Genomic DNA, 20090 nt, shown 5'->3' with positions numbered 1-20090 from the left:
CGGCTCAGATCCGCATGGGCATGATCAGGTACTTGTACGAGCTCTCCGGGGATCCCTCGAGGGACTCCTGGCCGCTCATGACGGAGGGCTTGATCGAGTCGGTGAAGGTCAGGCGCGCGAAATCGGAGCCCAGCGCGCCGAGCCCGTCGAGCAGGAATCCGGAGTTGAAGCCGACCACGAGCTCCTCGCCGTGGAGATCGGCCTCGAGGACCTCGGAGGCCTGGGCGTCGTCCCCGGCGCCGGCCTCGAGGGCGACCTGGCCGTCGCTGAAGGACAGCCGCACCGGGGTGTTCCGCTCCGCCACGAGGGAGACGCGCTTGACGGCATCGATCAGCGGCGCGGTGGCGACCACGGCGGCGATCGGGGAGGAGTCCGGGAACAGGCGCCGCACCGGCGGGTAGTCGCCGTCCACGAGCGTCGAGGTGGTGCGACGGCCCGCGGACTCGAAGCCGATCAGATGCGCCCCGGCCTCCTCGGACAGGGCGATGTCCACGCTCGAGCCGGTCGAGAGGGACCGGGCGACCTCGTGCAGGGTGCGGGCGCGGACCAGGGCCGTCAGCTCGATCCCCGGGTTGGTGGGCTGCCAGGTCAGCTCCCGCAGCGCGAGCCGGTAGCGGTCCGTGGACATGAGGGTCATCTTCTCGCCGGAGATCTCGACGCGGACGCCGGTCAGCAGCGGGAGGGTGTCGTCCTTCGAGGCGGCGACCGTGACCTGGGAGATCGCCTCGGAGAAGACGTCCGCCGCGACGGTCCCGGCGACCGGCGGCATGGCCGGCAGCTGCGGGTACTCCTCGACGGGCAGGGTCGCGAGCGCGAAGTGCGCGCTGCCGCAGCGGACCTGCAGCTTCGTGCCCTCGAGGGCGATCGACACGTCCTTGTTCGGCAGCGCTCGGACGATGTCGGAGAGCATCCGGCCCTGCACGAGCACCTCGCCCGGGGCCTCGACCTCCGCGGCGATCGTGATCTGGGCGCTGACCTCGTAGTCGAACGTCGAGAACTGCAGCTCGCCCGCGGGATCGGCGATGATCCGCACTCCCTGCAGGATCGGCATCGCCGGACGGACCGGGAGGGTGCGGGTGGCCCAGGAGACGGCATCCCCGAGGACACCGCGATCGAGGTGGAACTTCACCGTGGCCACTCCTTCGCAGTGGTTGAGCATCACATCGGGCCCTAGCGTATCCGCAACTTTCCGAGGCCCGCGACGCGCCGGGCGTGTCGAGCCCGTCCCCGGCAGCTCCTCCGGTCGTCCTCGGCCCCTCCCGCGGTCCCGGGGACCGCCGCCGCGCTGCAGATCGCGCCCCGCCTCCTCCACAACCGACGCGCAATCACCAGAGAAACACTCTTCTTCACGGCTGTGCATTCCGGGGACAACCTGCATCCGTGCAGGTCACATACGACAACCGGTCCGTGGACCCGTCGTGGAACGGATCAGAGGGCCTGTGGGCGCTCTGTGCATATCCTCCTCCGCCGCGTGAGAACCGCTCGAAGCGTTGTGCACATCGACTCCTGCGGGGACGCCCTCCGGTCCACAGTGTCCACAGAGTTGTCCACAATTGGGGATCACCTGCGATGTCGTATCCCCAGGGCCTCGGATGTGATCCGCGACCGATCCGGGCCGACCGACGTCAGCGACCCTGGTCGGCGCTCGAGTTCTTGATCCGCGCGGTCAGCTCGGTGACCTGGTTGAAGATCGCACGACGCTCCTTCATGAGCTCCGCGATCTTCTTGTTCGCATGCATGACGGTGGTGTGGTCGCGTCCGCCGAACTCCTTGCCGATCCGCATGAGCGGCATGTCCGTGAGCTCGCGGCACAGATACATGGCGATCTGCCGAGCCGTCACCAGCACCCGGGTGCGGGCGCCGCCGGTGACCTGCTCGACGGTCAGGCCGAAGTAGGCGGCCGTCTGCGCGATGATCGTCGCCGCGGTGATCTCCGCCCCCGAGTCATGGGTGAGGAGATCCTTGAGGACGCTCTCGGCGAGCGAGACGTCCATCGGCTGCCGGGACAGCGAGTGCAGGGCCTGGACCCGGATCAGCGCTCCCTCGAGCTCGCGGATGTTCGTCGAGATCCGGGAGGCGATGTACTCCAGGACGTCGCGCGGCACCTCCTGCGTGCCCTCCATCTCGACCTTCTTGCGGAGGATCGCGATGCGGGTCTCCAGATCCGGCGGCTGGACGTCCGTCATCAGCCCCATCTCGAAGCGGGAGCGCATCCGGTCCTCGAAGCCGCCCAGCTGCTTGGGCGGCAGATCGGAGGTGATGACGATCTGCTTGTTCTCGTTGTGCAGCGTGTTGAAGGTATGGAAGAAGGCTTCCATGGTCTCCGGCGCCCGCTGCAGGAACTGGATGTCGTCGATCAGCAGGATGTCGATGTCCCGGTAGCGGCGGTGGAACTCCTGCGCCTTGCCGAACTGGCCGGACTGGACCGAGTTGATGAAGTCGTTGGTGAACTCCTCGGAGTTGACGTAGCGGACCTCGATGCCGGAGTAGAGGGACTGGGCGTAATGGCCCACCGCATGCAGCAGGTGCGTCTTGCCGAGCCCGGAGCCGCCGTAGATGAACAGCGGGTTGTAGGCCTTCGCCGGAGCCTCGGCGACAGCGGAGGCCGCGGCCTGCGCGAAGCGGTTGGAGGCGCCGATGACGAAGGTCTCGAAGGTGTACTTCGCGTTCAGCTTCGAATCAGAGCCGAGCGTCGTCTCGCCTCCTTCCGCCGCGCGGGGCGCCGGCGAGGGGGAGGGCATAGGGGTGAGGCGCTCGTCCGCGCGGGGCTCGAAGTGCCGGCGGTCGATGTAGGCCGGCTCCTCGGGGCGCTCGGGATCCGCCTCCGCGTACTGCTCGGCGAGGTCCTGCGTGCTCAGGCGGCGTCCGGGGGTCTCCCGCAGCTCGGGACGCCGGGCGGGCTCGCCGTCCACAGTGTCCACAGCCTTGTCCACAGGGCTCTCCCGGCGGGGGGCGGGGCTCGGGGAGGTGGTCCGCGGGCGGTCCTCGTCCTCGGCCCCGGCCATCAGCAGGGACTCGTCGATCGTGATCGCGAAGCGCGTGTCCTGCCCCACGGCCTGCGTGAGCGCATAGCGCAGCGCGGTCGCGTAGCGCTGCTCGAAGACGTCCTTCGCCCAGGTCGAGGGCACGGCGAGCAGCGCGGTGTCCGCGACGACGGCCATGAGCCGCGACAGCGTCAGGAACGCCATCGCCCGCTCGTTGACCTCGTTCTCGCGGCGCAGGATGCGCAGGGTCTCGTCCCAGGTCGCGGCGAGATCGAGGGGGGCGTCGGCCATGGTGCACTCCGATGGAAGCGGGCGGTTGTCCACCTAGTTTTCCACATGGGCCCCGATGCTGGGGACGCCGAGGGCCTGCCGCGCGGCAGGTGAGAATCCCGCCACAGTCGGCGCCCCCGCCGCCGTCGTGATTGACCCCGCTGAGGTGCGCTCCTAGACTCGGGCAGTCAGTCCTGTGCGTCGACCGCGTCCCTGCGGTGGTCGGCATGCGGTAGCCGCCCCGTCCCATGACGGGTGCGCCCCGGCCGTTCCCGCTCGCACAGGCGACCACCAGCCACCGTGGGGGCACGCCCGTGCCCACGACCGAGGAGATCCGATGTCCAAGCGCACGTTCCAGCCGAACAACCGCCGCCGCGCCAAGAAGCACGGCTTCCGCGCCCGCATGCGCACCCGCGCCGGCCGCGCCATCATCAACGCCCGCCGCTCCAAGGGCCGCGCCGAGCTCTCGGCCTGAGCCTCGGCGAGCCCGGACGGGTGCGGCCCATGACCTGGGCTCGGCACCGGCTCCGCACCGGCGACGACTTCCGCCGGGTGACCCGCACGGGCACCCGCAGCGCACGATCCCACGTGGTGGTGCATCTGGCCCTCTCCCCGGAGAGGGGACCCGAGCCCCGCGTGGGATTCGTCGTGTCCAAGAAGACCGGCAATGCCGTGGTCCGCAACCGGGTCGCACGGCGCCTGCGGGAGATCTTCCGCGCGCGTCTCGCGCGGCTGCCGGACGGGGCCGACGTGGTCATGCGGGCGCTTCCGGGGATCGACCAGGTGCCCTTCGCGCAGCTCGAGGGGGAGGTCGGCTCCGCCCTGGACTCCGCCGCCGCCAAGCTCGCGCGACGCCGGGAGGCACGGCGCGAGCGGCCGGAGCGGGAGGACCGATGACGACCCTCCCTCCGCCCTCCGCGGCACGCCGCCTCCTGCGCCTGCCCCGCACCCTGCTGCTGCTCCCGGTGCGCGCCTACCAGGTCGGCGTCTCGCCGTACACCCCTCCGGCCTGCCGCTACTACCCGGTGTGCTCCCAGTACGCCGTGGACGCCCTGCACGTGCACGGCGCGCTCAAGGGCACGCTCCTCGCGGCGGCGAGGATCCTCCGCTGCAACCCCCTCAGCCGCGGCGGCACCGATCCGGTGCCGGCGCCCGGCATGTGGAGGAATCCACGCCGATGGCGGGCACCCAGGGCCTAGGCCCTACCCTTGACCCAGACCCCGACCCTCAGCTGTCACATCGCATGGACGTCATGCGCGTACCGGCAGCAGGAAGACCAGGCCGATGAACATCCTCTACCCCATCGAGTGGGCCGTCGCATGGATCATGGTGCGCTTCCATGACCTGCTCTCGTTCTTCATGGATCCCCATTCGGGATGGACGTGGCTGCTCTCGATCGTCGGTCTGACCGCGGTCGTCCGCACGCTCATCATCCCGCTGTTCGTCAAGCAGATCCGCTCCTCGCGGGCCATGCAGACCGTCTCCCCGCAGCTGCAGGCCGTGCAGAAGAAGTACAAGGGCAAGACGGATCAGGAGTCCCGGCAGAAGATGGCCGAGGAGACGATGGCCATCTACAAGGAGGCCGGGGCGAGCCCCCTGTCCTCCTGCCTGCCGATCCTGCTGCAGATGCCGATCTTCTTCGCCCTGTTCCGGGTGCTGTTCTACAAGCTGCCCGAGGCGGCCGACCAGAACGTCGCCTTCGGCCCGCTCACCGCCGAGCTCGCCGACAGCGCGCACGATGCGATCCTCATCGGCACCACCACCATCTCCCACAGCTTCCTGGGCGGGGACATCTCCGCGAAGATCGTCGCCGGCATCATCATCGCCCTGATGTGCTTCATCACCTTCATCACCCAGAAGGAGCTGACGATGCGCAACATGCCGCCGGCGGCCCTCGAGGGGCCGATGGCGAGCACCCAGAAGATGATGATGTACATGCTCCCGTTCATCTACGTGATCACGGGTCCGGGCATGCCGATCGGCGTGCTCATGTACTGGTTCACCACGAGCGTCTGGACCCTCGTGCAGCAGTGGATCGTGATCCGCTCGACTCCGACCCCGGGCTCCGCGGCGGAGACGGCGAGGCACGAGCGCATCAACGCCAAGCGCGCGAGGAAGGGTCTCGAGCCCCTCGACTTCACGCCCAAGAAGCAGGTCGTGAAGGAGCCCGAGGAGGACGCCCCGATCCGCGTCCAGCCCACCGGGAAGAAGCGTTCCGGAGGGAAGAAGCTCTCCGACGAGGAGCGCCTGGCGCTGGCCCGCGAAGCCCGGGCCAAGGCCGCGGAGGAGCGGCGCGCCAAGGCCGAGGATGCCCGCAGGAACTCCGACTCCGAGTTCCTCTCCGGCGACTCGAACGCCCTCGGCAAGAACAGGAAGAACACGAAGAAGCGCGGCAAGTAGCCGCCGCCGATCCCTGGGCGCACCGATGCTCCCGGGGATCGATCCCCGGTCGTCGACCTTCTCCCGACGCTCACCCCGAGCACTCCCCTTGGAGGACCCTCTCATGAACGACACCACCGCACCCGCCGCCGCTGCCGAGGAGACCGCTCCCCCGGAGCCCTTCGCCGACCAGGATGCCCCTGCCCCCGAGGCGCCCCAGGCCGCGTCCGGCGCCGAGAACGAGGACGAGGCGCAGGAGAGCCGACCGGCGGAGTCCCCCGCGGAGCGCCTCACGCGCCTCGAGGAGGAGGGCGACATCGCCGCCGACTACCTCGAGGAGCTGCTGGACATCGCCGACCTCGACGGCGACATCGACATCGACGTCGACGGGGACCGCGCCTCCGTCGAGATCCGCGGCGCCGATCAGCTCGCGAAGCTCAACAAGCCCTCGGGCGAGCTGATGGACGCCCTGCAGGAGCTCGCCCGCCTCGCGGTGCAGACCCGCACCGGGGAGCGCTCGCGGCTCATGCTCGACATCGGCGGCTTCCGCGCGCAGCACCGCACCGACCTCGAGTCCCTCGCGGCGGCGGCGATCGCGGAGGCGAAGGACGGCGGCCAGGCCGTCCCGATGCGCCCGATGAACCCCTTCGAGCGCAAGGTCGTCCATGACGTCGTCAAGCGCGAGGGCCTGCGCTCGGAGTCCGAGGGCGACGGCAAGGGCCGCCACGTCGTCATCTACCCGGCGTCCTGAGCGGGATCGCCGAGACGATGCCCGGACAGCTTCCCGATCCCCTGCGCCCCCTCGCCGAGCGCCTCTTCGCAGGCCGTCTGCCGCTCGCCGAGAGGTACACCGCCCTGCTCGCCGAGGCCGGTCCGGAGCGCGGCCTCATCGGCCCGCGGGAGGTCGACCGCCTGTGGGAGCGCCACGTGCTGGGCTGCGCGCTGCTCGTGGAGGCCATCGGCCCGCAGGCGCGCACCCTCGCGGACGTCGGCTCGGGGGCCGGCCTGCCGGGCGTGGTGGTCGCGATCGCCAGGCCCGATCTGCAGGTCACCCTCATCGAGACGATGCAGCGGCGCGTCACCTGGCTCGAGGAGGTCGACGCGGAGCTGGGGCTCGGCATGGAGATCATCCGCGCCCGGGCCGAGGAGCTCCACGGGACGCGCACCTTCGACGTGGTCACGGCCCGCGCGGTCGCAGCCCTCGACAAGCTCGCCCGCTGGACCCTGCCGCTGGTCGCCGAGGGCGGGGAGCTGGCCGTCCTGAAGGGCTCGAAGGCCGCCGAGGAGATCGAGCAGGCCCGGAGCACGCTGCGGAAGCTGGGCGGCGGCGAGCCCCGGATCGAGATCCATGGAGGACCCGAGGTGGAGGTTCCCACTACAGTGGTCAGGGTGCAGCGCCGTGCCGCTGGTTCGAGGAAGGGAGATGTCCGTGGCTGAAGTCCGCGACCGTTCCTCCGGCGGAGGAGATTCCATGGAGGACACCCCCCTCATGCGGCAGCTCACACGGGACCATGCCCGTCGTCAGGAGCTGGAGGGACTTGTGTTCTCGATCCCGGAGCAGACCCGCATCATCACCGTCGCCAACCAGAAGGGCGGGGTGGGCAAGACCTCCACGACCGTCAACCTCGCGGCGGCGCTCGCGCTGGGCGGGCTGCAGGTGCTCGTGGTCGACGCTGATCCGCAGGGCAACGCCTCGACGGCGCTCAGCATCGAGCACCACAGCGAGGTCGCGAGCATGTACGACGTGCTCGTCGACTCGGTGCCCCTCATCGAGGTGGTCCAGGACGTGCCGGACTTCGAGACCCTCCAGTGCGCTCCCGCGACGATCGAGCTCTCCGGCGCGGAGATCGAGCTGGTCTCGATGGTCGCCCGCGAGAACCGCCTGCGCAACGCGCTGCGCGAGTACCAGGAGGCGCGCGAGGAGGCCGGCCAGCCGCGACTGGACTACATCCTCGTGGACTGCCCGCCCTCGCTCGGTCTGCTGACCGTCAACGCCCTGGTGGGCGCGCGGGAGGTGCTGATCCCCATCCAGGCGGAGTACTACGCCCTCGAGGGGCTGTCGATGCTGCTGCGCAACATCGATCTGCTGCGCCAGCACCTGAACCCCGACCTGGTCGTCTCCTCGATCCTGCTGACGATGTACGACGCGCGTACGCGGCTCGCGGCCCAGGTCGCCCAGGACGTGCGCGACCACTTCCCGGATCAGACCCTCGAGACCACGATCCCGCGCTCGGTGCGCATCTCCGAGGCGCCGAGCTACGGGCAGACGGTCGTGGCGTACGATCCGCACAGCACCGGTGCCCTGGCCTATCGGGCGGCGGCGAAGGAGCTGACGACGAGGCCCGCACCGTGATCTCCTCCCGGGCGCAGGGCGTCCGCCGCCGGGGAGACGCACATCTGACACACGAAGGACGAGCATGACGCAGAGACGAGGTCTGGGGCGCGGACTGGGCGCGCTGATCCCCGGAGCGGGCGCGCCCTCGCCGCAGGCATCCCAGCAGGATCCCGAGCTGCGCACCCGTCGCACCGCCGCACCGGCCGAGGACGAGCCCGGTGCCGAGAGCGGCCCCCGTCCGGTGGACATGTTCTTCTCCGGTGATCCGCTGCCCGCGGCCTCCGAGCCGCGACCGCGGCGGCGGGCCGGCGGCAGCACCGACCTCGCCGGGGCGATGGCCCGCGCCGCCGCGGAGCGTCGCTCCACGTCCCGCGGCTCCTCGCGGAGGAAGACCACGAGCGGGGCGACGCCGGCAACCCCGACGTCGCCGGCCTCCGCAGCCGATGCCTCGCATTCCGATCCCTCGAGCACGGGAGCGGAGCGCGCAGCGACGGATGCCGCCAGCCCCGAGGAGACCGCGACCGCTCCGACGCCCGCCACCCCGAAGGCGTCCGCTGCAGCGAAGACGGCGAAGAGCCGCACCGCGTCCTCCAGCCGATCCTCGACGAAGACGCCCCGGTCCGGCGGGGCGAAGGCCGGGACGGGGACGGCCAGGACGACGAAGACCAGGACGACGAAGAGCAGGACGGCCGGGACCGGCAGAGCCCCGGCGAAGGCGGCCGCGTCCGGCGAGACCACGAGCAGCAGCTCGACATCGGCCCCTGCGGCGCGGGCGACCCCGGTGGAGGAGCCGGCCTCGCGAGCCGCCGCGACGGCATCGGCGAACCGCTCCTCGACGACCGCCTCCGAGGCGGCGGACTCCCCGGCGTCCGGCCGCACGGGTGCCGCCTCGGCACGCGAGGCCCTCGCGCCGCGTGCCGATGCCGCTCCCGCAGCGGCACCCCGCGAGGACAGCCCCGTCGTCGACGTCGACCCCGCCGAGCTGGTGCCCGCGCGGCCCGATGCCGCGGCAGAGGCTTCCCCCGCCCCCGCCCCCTCGGCAGAGGCCTCGGCCTCCGCTCCCTCGGAGGAGGATCCCTCCACCCCTGCTCCCTCGGCGGGATCCGCCGTGGAGGACACCGCCCTGGACGCGCCTGCGACGCCTGCGAGCCCTGCGGAGCCGGTCGAGGAGACGCCGACCCCCGCGGATGAGCAGGTCGCCGCAGCGGTGGAGTCGCCCGAGGCCGATCCGCCCTCGCCGATCCCGGCAGAGCCCGCTGTGGCAGATGCTGGGGAGCCGGAGGAGGCCGCGGCCTCCGAGGAACGAGACCTCGTCAAGGTCCCCGGCGCCGAGTTCGCGGAGATCCCGATCCAGGAGATCCGGGAGAACCCGCGCAATCCGCGCACCATGTTCGACGACGACCAGCTGGACGAGCTGGCCTTCTCCCTCCGCGAGGTCGGTGTCCTCCAGCCCGTGGTGGTCCGGTCGATCCCGGTCACGGACGACGGAGAGTCCTTCGAGCTCGTCATGGGCGAGCGTCGCTGGCGCGCCGCCCAGCGCGCGGGTCTCACCTCGATCCCCGCCATCATCCGGGAGACGAGCGATGACGACCTCCTGCGCGATGCTCTGCTCGAGAACCTCCACCGCTCGCAGCTGAACCCCCTCGAAGAGGCGGCAGCCTACCAGCAGCTGCTCGAGGACTTCGGCTGCACGCAGGACGAGCTGTCCTCTCGCATCGGCCGCTCGCGCCCGCAGATCTCCAACACGCTGCGTCTCATGCGGCTGCCCGCTCTCGTGCAGCGGCGTCTCGCGAGCGGCGCTCTGAGCGCCGGGCACGCGCGCGCACTGCTCGCCCTCGAGGATCCGAGACTCATGGAGGAGCTCGCCGGCCGCGTCGTCGCCGAAGGCCTCTCCGTGCGTGCGGTCGAGCGCCTCGTCGCCGGGGGCGCCGCCCCCACGGGGGCGAAGTCCACGCCCCGTCGCACGACGTACAACCCGCGGGTCGTCGACATCACGAGCCGGCTCTCCAACCAGCTCGAGGCTCCTGTGCGGATCGATGTCGGCAAGCGCAAGGGCAAGATCACCCTCGAGTTCACCAACCTCGACGACCTCGAGCGTCTGGTCGAGCGGCTCGGGATCGAGCAGGACGCCCTCGCGTCCGAGGACTGACCGACCTCATCCGTCCGGCGGCCCCCGCGGTCCCGGTATCACGGACACCGGCAGCGCCCCGCTCTCCCAGGAGAGCGGGGCGCTCTCGTCGGTCCCGCTCTCGCCCCGGGCCCCCGCGAATCCCGTGGAGGCCCTCACAGGCACCGCGAGTGGGGCGCCGACGTTCCAGCCTCGACGCCGATCGTCCAGCTCCGTCCGCGGGCGCTGAACGGGCCATGGACGCGGCCGCGATGCACGAAGGAGCGGGAGACGGGACACAAGCCCGATAGCCGCTTCGCCGTCTCAGGACGCGCGCGGTGCCCGGGCAGGTCTGAGGTCATGTGCACGGCGGTCATGTGCACGGCGCGCCGTGCCTCTGATGCAGATCCTCTCGCGCGCCGAACTCGCGGACCGTCCGGGCCCGGCCTCGTCGAATCCCACCGGGCAGGGAGCGACAAGGCCGGCCGTCCTACGGTCCGTGGACCGGGCGACTCGGAGTCCCGGGAGACAGCTCCGAGGAGAAGGGGAAGATCGGGGCAGGACCGCGGGAGCCACCGGTCGGAGCCGGTGCGGTCAGCACGGTGTCATCCAACGGTGGTGCATGTTATCAATGTTTGCATCCCGAGTGTCGGCGCATCGACCTCGTCGCGCACCGCTGTGGACGCACGGGGAATGGATCGGGGTTCGATTGCTGGTGCTGTCCACAGTGTTGACAGATCTGTGGACAGTTCTTCGACGCTCCTCGGCGAATCATCCTTCCCTGGTGTTCTCGCTGGTCATGGGCACGGCAGCGGTGTGTGCGAGACGGGTGCGTGGGTCCGCTCCGAGTGCGATCACTGCTGGGACGACGGGCGCGACGACCGCGGGAGCCGATTCTGACTCGCTGGCATCAGGGGCCGAGGAGGTCCTGGACCTCCCCGAACCGGGATGACTCGACCCGAGACAAGGTGGCACTGCACCGCGGAACCAGTCACCTCCGATGGGAGATCGAGCGGCTGTTCCACGTGGAACCCAGGAGTATCGTCCCGCCTCTGCCTCGCGATGATCGCCAGCGTGGCGCATGGTTCTCAGATGCTGCCCCATCCCGGGACGCGCCAGCGATGCACCTGCGATCGATCCTCCCACCAGGCATGACGCGGTCTTGCCGGCGGTGCCGCCGTTTCCCGTGAAACAGAGGCGAGCGCTTCAGATGTCCGGGTACGGCTCCGATCGGGGTGGGGGGTCAGAAGGATCCGCAGATCGGGCGCAGGTACCCTACCTCTGCATCTGCGGCGCGCTGCGCGTATGAAGGACGCGGCTGGGATGATGACGTGGCGGCGATCTCTTGCGCGCCTCGCGTTTCACGGGAAACAGACCCTGGGCGGAGTCATGGGAAGAGTATCAGCGCGGAGCCCCGGACTCTCCTCGACACCGCTGCATCGCGCAGGAGCATGGGCCGATGATGAGACATCAATGCGTCTGCACCAGTCGGCCGGCCAGCGACGTCAGCAGCACGTTCGCAGACCATCTTTGCCATGACGGCCGACGTTTCACGGGAAACGAGCGGAGCCGGCTGTGCACGCTGCCCATGACATCATCGCGCGCGCGATGAGATCCGCGTTGAGTGCTCCCTGGGCGCGAGGCACTTCGTAGCCAATGCGCGTCGGAGTCAGCCCTCTGTGGGAATCGGTGTCCTGTCAGACTCATCGCCGGACTGGCGGGACCGGGGAGGTTACACGTGAAACACGACGGTCGATGATGTGCGCGAGACGAGTCTCGATGGCGGCACACCGCAGGGAGAGACGAAGCGTGAGCCACACGCACGGACGGCTCGGAAGATATCTAGGGAACCTCGGTCGCCCAGTGACGGTTGCACGTGAAACACGGATCTGAGGATCAATAGTCGGCGTGATGACTCGTGGCCCGAAGCTGCACGCTCGCGCGGCCGGTGGTGCCGCAAGAAGTGTTCCAGAGCCGATCGTGCAGGCCTCGCGCTCCCCGCGCAGGCACCGCGCCACCGGAAGGTGGCGCTTCCCCGCGTTCCACGTGGAACACGATGATGTCGCCGGGAGGAGGCCTGACAGCAGGCGATATGTATGCCCGTACTCCTCCGAGGCATCTTGGAGATGAGGGAGCGCGCCGACGATGGGACATGGGGACACTTTCCTGCGGTGCGATGTTTCCCGTGGAACGAGGGTACGTGCGAGGCACGGCACGAGCCGTCGTCGTGTGGCCGTTTTCCGCTTCTGCGACCCGTCGAGCCGCGGACGTGGCGTCAGAGGCCAACCAGTAGCGTGCTTCCCGTGAAACACGGATCTCAGCACGCGCGGCGCGCTGCAGGTGGGATCGCGGCGCGCCGAAGTCGTCGCTGAGCGTCATGCCGACCGTGGTTTCTCGTGAAACATCGCTCCCGGAGGAGGGCGATGCGACGCGGCAGTTCGGGTACCGTCCCCACGCCAGCACCACGGCCGCTTGTCCACGTCATCGGACCAGGCGGGGATGCTTCAACCAGGAATCGCGTCGAGCAACGGGGCAGGTCGGGCTCTTGACGATGAACGTGGTGAGCATACTTCTCGTTCCACGTGGAACCGCGCACCGCGTAGCCCGGAGAACGGCATGGCTGAGGTCCGCCGAGGTCTGCGTCCCCGGCCCTGATATTCGCCGTGGGCCGCGCCATTCACAAGGATGGCGTGCCACAGAGTATCAGCCCATCAGTCCGTGGACTCCTGCGATATCTCCGTGAGAGCCAGGCGCATCGGGCGCCCCGAAGCTCTGTGTACGCTGCCGATGGTCGCCCATGGGTGCTGCGTGCGATGCGTCGACGTTTCACGTGAAGCTGGATGCGCTTCGTCGACGCGCGGTGTCCGGAAGCTCGTCCGAGAACCGGGCGAAGACCGTACGGGAGCTCCCTGATACGCGCCGAGCACGGGGCCTGCGCGGATACGGTGCAGCTCCGGTTCGGGAGATGGCGGGACCGGAGGTCGGAGGACCGTCTGGAGGCACGAGGAACAGTCAGAGAGCCGTTCTCCGCGGAGCTGTGCTGGCTCGCGCGCGGCGTGTTTCCCGTGGAACGGCGGGGAGTGAACGGCGAGACCGGACGCATGCCGACGAGAGATCCCATGGTTCTCCTGGGGCGAAGGGGGTCCCGACGAGGTGTCCGTGCTCGAGGAGCGGCTGCCGCGATGACCGGGCTCCCCGCGCCCGTGGCGAAGCGGTTCCCCGTGAAGCCGGCAGATCTGACGTACTGCCCGGCCGAAAGATCGGGTCACGACGTCGGTCAGGGCGGGTCCTGGCCTCGGCATGCTTCGATCGGGCGCACCATGAGGAGGCGGGGAGGTGGAGCCGCGTCCCGCGGGCGTCGCGACGCCGCGAGGTCACCACGTGAAACCGTGAGCGGCCCCCACGAGCTCCACGAGCGTGGGGCGGATCCGGCCCACGTCGACGGCTGTGCACTGCTGTGCGCAACGTTGTGGATATCGTCCACCGGAAGCAGCAGGCGATGTGGACATCTGCAGGTTGCCTTGCCGGCCGCTCACGGGAAGCATCCCGCAAGAAGCACGATCGACGGTGCATCACTGCAGGTCAGGGGCATGTTGTGGGTGGACGTGCTGGTCAGAGAGATATCCCCATCATCCACAGATCGTTGTGGATAACCCTGGGGATGGAGGCGGCGACCCTTGTGGACAACGGTGTGGATGTCTGAGGATCCTCGCCGTGACCGGGGCCGATGCACCGTTGCCCCGCCGACTTGACAGAGTCGGACCGCACACCCGGGAAGGCGGCACCCGAGGACTGGACGCGCGACCTGGCCCCGGTTCGCATCCTCGTCCGCACTCCCCTCGGCGGGACCGGACGGTCGACACGTCGGCAGCTCCGATGGCGGCAGATGCGGATCGCGTCGCATTGCGCGGGGCCGTCGGGACCCCTGCAGAGATCCGATGACAGGCGCCGTCGAGGAAGTCAGTGCTCGCCGCTGACTCTTGGACGGGCAGAGGCAGCGCAGAATGCAGCGCCCATCGGCGCGGGAGGCCGAGCGCCGCTCTCAGCGGGCCGTGCCCGGTGCGTGTCCGGGGAGGAAGGGCGCGCTCGCGTACACCCCGGTCGCGATCTCGTGCTTGGGCGCGGCCCCGCTCACGCGCACGGTCTCGACCCACCGCCCGGGCCTCTCAGACCCGGACCGATCCTCGAGCAGGAGGGCGGAGGGCAGGTCCTCGGCATCGGGATCGGCCGGCAGCAGGCGTGCGGTGTCCACGGCGTCCAGGACTGCGGGCGGCGGAGCGGCGCTTGGCGCTGCGGCGCTCCTCGCCTCGTCCGCACAGGAGGCGCCCGACGGTGTGGCCGCAGCATCGCCTGCCGGGTCCGGAGCTTCCGCCTTCTCGAAGCAGAGCCAGGTCGGCAGGACCTCGAGGTGCCAGGCGGTCAGCTCCTCGTCGGAGGGCGCCGGGAGCTGCCAGGACGAGACGGGCCTCCCCTCGCGCCGCGCGCGTCGGTCCAGCTCGCGCAGGACGGTCACCCCCGGTCGGGACGGCGTGGCCCAGGGAGCCCAGACGAGGACCACGATCCGCTCCCTCGCCCCCGCCGCCGCGTCCAGCGCGCTGTCGGCCTCAGAGGCGGCCCCGCTCCCGGCGTCGTCTCCGGCGGCCCCTGGACGGCCTCCGTCACCCCCGGTCGAGCCGGACGCAGGCTCGGGAGCCGGACGGCGGTCGCCGCGCGACGAGGGCCCCTCCTGTGCCCCCTCTCGCGGACGCAGGGAGACGGCAGGGGCCCCGAGGACCGCAGCGGTCCCCGGGGCCCTCCTGATCCGCTCAGAGCGCGGCGTCACCGGCGGCCACCGGCACGCGCTGACGCTGCGTGTCATCGGTCGCGAGCGCGGCCTGATCGGCGAGCCAGCGCTCCGCATCCAGAGCGGCCTGGCAGCCGGAGCCGGCCGCGGTGATCGCCTGCCGGTAGGTGTGGTCGACGACGTCGCCGGCGGCGAACACGCCCTCGACGCTCGTGCGGGTGCTGCGGCCCTGGACGAGGACGTAGCCCTGGTCGTCGAGCTCGAGCTTGCCGCGGAACAGATCCGAGCGCGGCACGTGCCCGATCGCCTCGAACACCGCGGAGGTCGGCAGGGTGCGCTCCTCGCCGGTCACCGTGTCGCGCAGCGTCACCGACTCGACCTTCTCCTCGCCGTCGATGCGCACGACCTCGGCGTTCCAGGCGAAGCCGAGCTTCGCATCCGCCTCCGCGCGGCGCGCCATGATCTTCGAGGCGCGCAGCTCGTCGCGACGGTGCACGAGGGTGACCTTCGTGCCGTAGCGGGTCAGGAAGGTGGCCTCCTCGACGGCGCTGTCGCCGCCGCCGACGACCACGATCTCCTTGTCCTTGAAGAAGAAGCCGTCGCAGGTCGCGCACCAGCTGACGCCCTTGCCCGAGAGCCGCTTCTCCCCCTCGACCCCCAGCTCGCGGTACGCGGAGCCGGTCGCGATGATCAGCGACTTCGCGCGGTACACGGTGCCGTCCTCGAGGGTGACGGTCTTGACCGGCCCCTCCAGCTCGACGGAGACGGCGTCCTCGAACAGGATCTCCGCACCGAAGCGCTCGGCCTGCTCCTGCATGGTCGCCATCAGCTCCGGTCCCTGCACGCCCTCGGCGAAGCCCGGGAAGTTCTCGACATCGGTCGTGGTCATCAGCGCACCCCCCGCGTCGAGCTGGCCGGCGATCACGATCGGCTTCATCTCCGCGCGCGCCGCGTAGATCGCCGCCGTGTAGCCGGCGGGTCCAGAGCCGACGATCACGACCTCATGGACGGGAGAGTCGGACGCATCAGCGGCGACGGCCGCGGGATCGGGCAGGGGCTGCGGGGCGGCCGAGGGCGCACCGAGGATGTTCAGAGCCTGGATCGGCTGAGTCATGAGGGAAGACCTTCCTGAGGGCGAGAGGACGAGGGACGAGGGCGGATCACACGCTGCCGACCATGGTGGAGCCGGCCCACAGCCGGTTCGAGGGGCCGCTGTCCGGGGAGCCGAGGCCGCAGCTGGGAAGGACCACGATCGCGTCGACGACCCCGCCGTTGGCGCGCAGGCTCTCGCGATCCACCGGCCCGTGGATGATCAGCCAGGCCCGCGACCCGTCGGGTCCCCATGCGACCTCCTCCATGGTCAGGATCTTGTTCACGGTGATCGACTGCTCGTCGAGGCAGCGCTGGACATCGAAGCTCGCGGTCGAGGCGAGCACCGTCCCGGAGTCCAGGAGGCGCTGCACCTCGATGCCGAGCGTGCTCTCCGATATAACGGGCAGGCCCGCAGAATTCTTCCCGGGCCCGCCGGAGGCGTCGATCGAGCCGCTGCCGATGCTGTCGGTGCCGGTCGTGGACAGCTCCAGAGCCTTGGACAGCATCATCCCCATGCTCACCGACAGGACAAGGCCGACGACGATCAGGGGGACGGGCAGCCCCATCACCCGCGGCATCGGCCGCGGATCCCGCCGACGCGGCCCGGAGGACGTCACTGGACGCGCACCTCGGCGATCCGGGCGCGGAAGCCCTCCGGATCGGCGGGGAGCTCGGGGATCCACACGATCACCGAGGACACCTCCGTCAGGGGCTTCTCCGGCGCGAGCGTCACGTTGCCGTCGCCGGCGAAGGGCGCGCTCGCCAGGACCTCGCCCAGCTCGCCGTCCCCGGCATCGGCCCGCAGCTCGATGAGCCCGCCGCTGTTCTCCGCGGTGGTCACGACGAGCTTGTTGAGGGTGCCGGGCTCGGCGAAGCTCACGCGGATGCCGAGACCCTCCTTGAGGTTGCCGTACTGGGCGCTGTTGTAGCGCTGGGTGGACCACACCGAGGACGGGTCGCCGTCGGTGAGGCGGCTCTCGCGGTCCAGATGGTCCGGCTCGCGGTCCGTGCCGCGGGCGAACAGCTGGGCTCCGGAGATGGCGACGACGGGCTTCGCCTCCGGGGTGGTCTCCTCGGGGGTCGTCGGCTCCGCCGACGGCGATGGCTCCGCGCTCGCGGAGGTCGTCTCCGCGGGAGCGGGGCTCGCCGTGCCGCCGCGCAGCGTCGAGGTGATCGAGGTGACCGCGAAGACGAGCGCGACGATGACGCCGAGCACCGCGAGCACCAGCACCCACTGGGCGGTGCGGGAGCGCTGCTCCTTCGGGATCGCGGTCTGGGCATAGGAGACGGTCTCCTCGCGGTCCATCGCGACCCCGACCACGTCCCGCAGGAGGGAGCTGTGCTCGCCGACCGGTCGGACCTGGGTGGGCTCGGAGGAGCCGGCGAGTGAGCGGTCGCGGCCCTTGACGATGATCGGCCCGGACGGGGCGGGGATGTCGCCGGTGTCCGGCTCCGAGCCGGATGCCTCGGGGCCTGCGGCGGCGACCGGGGCGATGCGGGCAGTCGCGGGCTCCTCGGCGACCGGGGCCTCGGCCGGCTCGTCCGCCGCAGGCCCGTCCTGCGGCGCCGGCGCGGCCTCGTCCCCGTGCTCGGCCGCTCCGTGCCCGTTCGAGGCGGCGGCGATCGAGGCGATGCTCGCCCGGGCCTTCTCGTTCACGGCGAGCCGGTGCACGTCCGCGCCGCGTTCCTCGACGAGCTCCGCGACCGCGTCCTTCGCGCTGCTGCCCGAGGTCCCGCCGCTCTCGCCGCCGTTGCCGCCGCGGGAGCGCCCCCGCCTGCGGGAGGACCGCGAGGGCTGCTCGTCCTCGCCCTGCGCCGACCGCGCGGGCGTCGCATGGCCGTGCCCGTCGCCGCCGTCGATGTCGATGATCGCTCCGCGCCCGTTGCAGGCCTCGCAGGTGGTCGAGAAGGTCTCCACGAGCCCCTGGCTGACGCGCTTGCGGGTCATCTGCACGAGGCCCAGCGAGGTGACCTCCGCGACCTGATGCTTGGTGCGGTCGCGGCCCAGGCATTCCACGAGTCGGCGCAGCACCAGGTCGCGGTTGGCCTCGAGGACCATGTCGATGAAGTCGATGACGATGATGCCGCCGATGTCCCGCAGGCGCAGCTGGCGGACGATCTCCTCCGCCGCCTCGAGGTTGTTGCGGGTGACCGTCTCCTCGAGGGAGCCGCCCGAGCCGGTGAACTTGCCGGTGTTGACGTCGACGACGGTCATCGCCTCGGTGCGGTCGATCACGAGGGATCCGCCCGAGGGCAGGTACACCTTGCGGTCCATCGCCTTGAGCAGCTGCTCGTCGATCCGGTGCTTGGCGAACACGTCCTTGTCGCCCACGTGACGGGTCAGGCGCTCCAGCAGGTCCGGGGCGACGGAGGAGACGTAGTCGTGGACCTCCGCGTAGGCGCTCTCGCCCTGGACGATCAGCGAGGTGAAGTCCTCGTTGAACACGTCGCGCACGACCTTGATCGCGAGATCCGGCTCGGTCGACAGAGCGGAGGGGGCGTTCTTGGACTTCTGGGCCTTCTGGATCTTCGCCCACTGGGCGCGCAGGCGCTCGACGTCGCGGGTGAGCTCCTCCTCGCTCGCGCCCTCGGCCGCGGTGCGCACGATGACGCCGGCGTCCTCGGGGATGACCTGGCGCATGATCTTCTTCAGCCGCGAGCGCTCGGTGTCGGGCAGCTTGCGGGAGATGCCGGTCATGGAACCGCCGGGGACGAAGACGACGTAGCGGCCCGGCAGCGAGATCTGGCTGGTGAGGCGGGCGCCCTTGTGGCCGATGGGGTCCTTGGTCACCTGCACGAGGACCGGGTCCCCGCTCTTGAGGGCGAGCTCGATGCGGCGCGGCTGGCCCTCGAGGCCCGCGGCGTCCCAGTTGACCTCGCCGGCGTACAGGACCGCGTTGCGGCCCTTGCCGATGTCGACGAAGGCCGCCTCCATCGAGGGCAGCACGTTCTGGACCTTGCCCAGGTACACGTTGCCGACCATCGAGGTCTGCGACTTCTGCGCGACGTAGTGCTCGACCAGGACGTCGTCCTCGAGCACGGCGATCTGGGTGCGGCCGGGGCGCTCGCGCACCACCATGGACCGCTTGACGGACTCGCGCCGGGCGAGGAACTCCGCCTCGGAGATGACGTTGCGGCGACGGCCCTGGTCCCGGCCCTCGCGGCGACGCTGCTTCTTCGCCTCGAGCCGGGTCGAGCCGCGCACGGCCTTGACCTCGTCGCGGGCCTCGCGGACCTTGACCACCGTGTTCGGCGGATCATCCGGCGAGGAGGAGTCGTTCCCGGAGGAGCCGCCGGAACGGCGACGGCGACGGCGACGGCGCGAGCTCGAGGCCCCGCCCTGCTCCTCTCCGCCGTCCTCGGCGTCCGAGGAGCCGTCCTGCGCGGAGGACTCGGCATCGGAGGAGTCCTGCTCACCGGCGTCCTGCGCGGAGTCGTCCTCGCTGCGCTCGGCGGCGCGCTCGCCGCGGCGACGGGAACGGCGCGAGGAGGGAGCAGGCTGCTCCTCGGACTCGTCCCCGTCCTCGCCCGCGCTCTCCGCGCCGTCCTCGTCCTGGCGTCCGCGCCCGCGGCGACCCCGTCCCCCGCGACGGCGGCGGCGACGGCTCGCCGAGGAGTCATCGTCGTCCTCGGACGCATCCCGGGAGTCCTCGGAGGTGCCTGCGGAGGCCGGGGCGTCCCCGTCCTGCGCCTCGTCCTCGACGGAGGTCCGTGCGCCCTGGTCCGGGCCGACGGTCGTGCGCGGCGCCGCCGGGGCGGGGGCCTGGAAGAGGAGGGAGGCGAAGTCGATCTGCGCCTGGGCGCGCCGGTCCTCCTCGGCCCGAGGACGCGTGCCGCCGGCGGCACCGCGTGCGGTCGCCAGGGCCTCGAGGTCGGCGGCGATGCCGCCGCCGCTGCGCGGCGCGGCCGCGTCCTCGGTCGGCGCGGCGTCCTGCTCGGGGGCCTCTTCCTCGTCCTCCTCGACGTCGGCGGCGGGGCTCGGCGTCTGCGCGTCCGTCTCCGGGGCGGCGGGCGACGGCTCGGCCTCCCGGTCCTGCTCCGAGGCCTCGGCGGACTGCTCCGCCGTCCGGCTCTGCTCGGGCTCCTCGGAGACGGCGGGCTCGGCCGCCGGTGCGGGGGCGCCCGCCGGGGCTCCGGCGC

General features: G+C 70.9%; 14 protein-coding genes. 8 read left to right on the top strand and 6 right to left on the bottom strand.

Features of this window, described 5'->3' with window-relative positions:
* Nucleotides 1-4: 4 nt before the first annotated feature.
* Together dnaN and dnaA are read right to left on the bottom strand one after the other, a co-directional pair.
* On the bottom strand, nucleotides 5-1129 hold the full coding sequence (dnaN, locus tag ACFFF6_RS13420) for a DNA polymerase III subunit beta (RefSeq protein WP_376981541.1): 1125 nt from the start codon (nucleotides 1127-1129) through the stop codon (nucleotides 5-7).
* A gap of 496 nt (nucleotides 1130-1625) precedes the next feature.
* Nucleotides 1626-3275: a chromosomal replication initiator protein DnaA gene (gene dnaA / locus ACFFF6_RS13415; RefSeq protein WP_376981539.1), complete on the bottom strand. Its 1650-nt coding sequence runs from the start codon at nucleotides 3273-3275 to the stop codon at nucleotides 1626-1628.
* 316 nt (nucleotides 3276-3591) lie between these two features.
* On the opposite strand from dnaA, the gene rpmH reads away from it, so the two are divergent.
* The 8 genes from rpmH (at nucleotide 3592) to ACFFF6_RS13375 (ending at nucleotide 10117) form a co-directional block, all read left to right on the top strand.
* Nucleotides 3592-3729, top strand: a complete 138-nt coding sequence (rpmH, locus tag ACFFF6_RS13410) for a 50S ribosomal protein L34 (RefSeq protein ID WP_376981537.1) — start codon at nucleotides 3592-3594, stop codon at nucleotides 3727-3729.
* 29 nt (nucleotides 3730-3758) lie between these two features.
* Nucleotides 3759-4151 carry a ribonuclease P protein component gene (gene rnpA / locus ACFFF6_RS13405; protein WP_376981535.1) on the top strand — a complete coding sequence of 131 codons (393 nt, stop codon included), beginning with the start codon at nucleotides 3759-3761 and terminating at the stop codon, nucleotides 4149-4151.
* Entirely contained in the window at nucleotides 4148-4453 is a 306-nt protein-coding gene (yidD, locus tag ACFFF6_RS13400) for a membrane protein insertion efficiency factor YidD (RefSeq protein WP_376981533.1), read from the top strand. The genes rnpA and yidD overlap by 4 nt, the downstream gene beginning before the upstream one ends.
* Nucleotides 4454-4538: 85 nt before the next feature.
* On the top strand, nucleotides 4539-5654 hold the full coding sequence (gene yidC, locus ACFFF6_RS13395) for a membrane protein insertase YidC (protein WP_376981531.1): 1116 nt from the start codon (nucleotides 4539-4541) through the stop codon (nucleotides 5652-5654).
* A gap of 103 nt (nucleotides 5655-5757) precedes the next feature.
* Nucleotides 5758-6384, top strand: a complete 627-nt coding sequence (locus tag ACFFF6_RS13390; protein ID WP_376981529.1) for a Jag family protein — start codon at nucleotides 5758-5760, stop codon at nucleotides 6382-6384.
* A 17-nt stretch (nucleotides 6385-6401) separates the two neighbouring features.
* On the top strand, nucleotides 6402-7070 hold the full coding sequence (rsmG, locus tag ACFFF6_RS13385; RefSeq protein ID WP_376981527.1) for a 16S rRNA (guanine(527)-N(7))-methyltransferase RsmG: 669 nt from the start codon (nucleotides 6402-6404) through the stop codon (nucleotides 7068-7070).
* Nucleotides 7071-7104: 34 nt separating this feature from the next.
* On the top strand, nucleotides 7105-7986 hold the full coding sequence (locus ACFFF6_RS13380; protein WP_376981525.1) for a ParA family protein: 882 nt from the start codon (nucleotides 7105-7107) through the stop codon (nucleotides 7984-7986).
* Nucleotides 7987-8050: 64 nt separating this feature from the next.
* The gene (locus tag ACFFF6_RS13375; RefSeq protein WP_376981523.1) at nucleotides 8051-10117 is read left to right on the top strand and encodes a ParB/RepB/Spo0J family partition protein; all 2067 of its coding nucleotides are present in this window, start codon (nucleotides 8051-8053) and stop codon (nucleotides 10115-10117) included.
* A 4000-nt stretch (nucleotides 10118-14117) separates the two neighbouring features.
* On the opposite strand, the gene ACFFF6_RS13370 is transcribed toward ACFFF6_RS13375, so the two are convergent.
* The 4 genes from ACFFF6_RS13370 to ACFFF6_RS13355 form a co-directional block, all read right to left on the bottom strand.
* Nucleotides 14118-14633 carry a hypothetical protein gene (locus ACFFF6_RS13370; RefSeq protein ID WP_376981521.1) on the bottom strand — a complete coding sequence of 172 codons (516 nt, stop codon included), beginning with the start codon at nucleotides 14631-14633 and terminating at the stop codon, nucleotides 14118-14120.
* Nucleotides 14634-14880: 247 nt separating this feature from the next.
* Entirely contained in the window at nucleotides 14881-15972 is a 1092-nt protein-coding gene (trxB, locus tag ACFFF6_RS13365; RefSeq protein WP_376981519.1) for a thioredoxin-disulfide reductase, read from the bottom strand.
* Nucleotides 15973-16018: 46 nt separating this feature from the next.
* Complete coding sequence (locus ACFFF6_RS13360) at nucleotides 16019-16528, bottom strand: hypothetical protein (protein WP_376981517.1); 510 nt, start codon at nucleotides 16526-16528, stop codon at nucleotides 16019-16021.
* Nucleotides 16529-16563: 35 nt separating this feature from the next.
* Nucleotides 16564-20090, bottom strand: a 3527-nt coding sequence (locus ACFFF6_RS13355; protein WP_376981516.1) for an Rne/Rng family ribonuclease, incomplete at its 5' end; no start/stop codon positions are given.

This window comes from Brachybacterium hainanense, from assembly GCF_042434575.1.
Classification (GTDB): Bacteria; Actinomycetota; Actinomycetes; order Actinomycetales; family Dermabacteraceae; genus Brachybacterium; species Brachybacterium hainanense.
The sequence above is the reverse complement of the archived record's forward strand: the minus strand, read 5'-3'. Positions and strand labels throughout refer to the sequence as shown.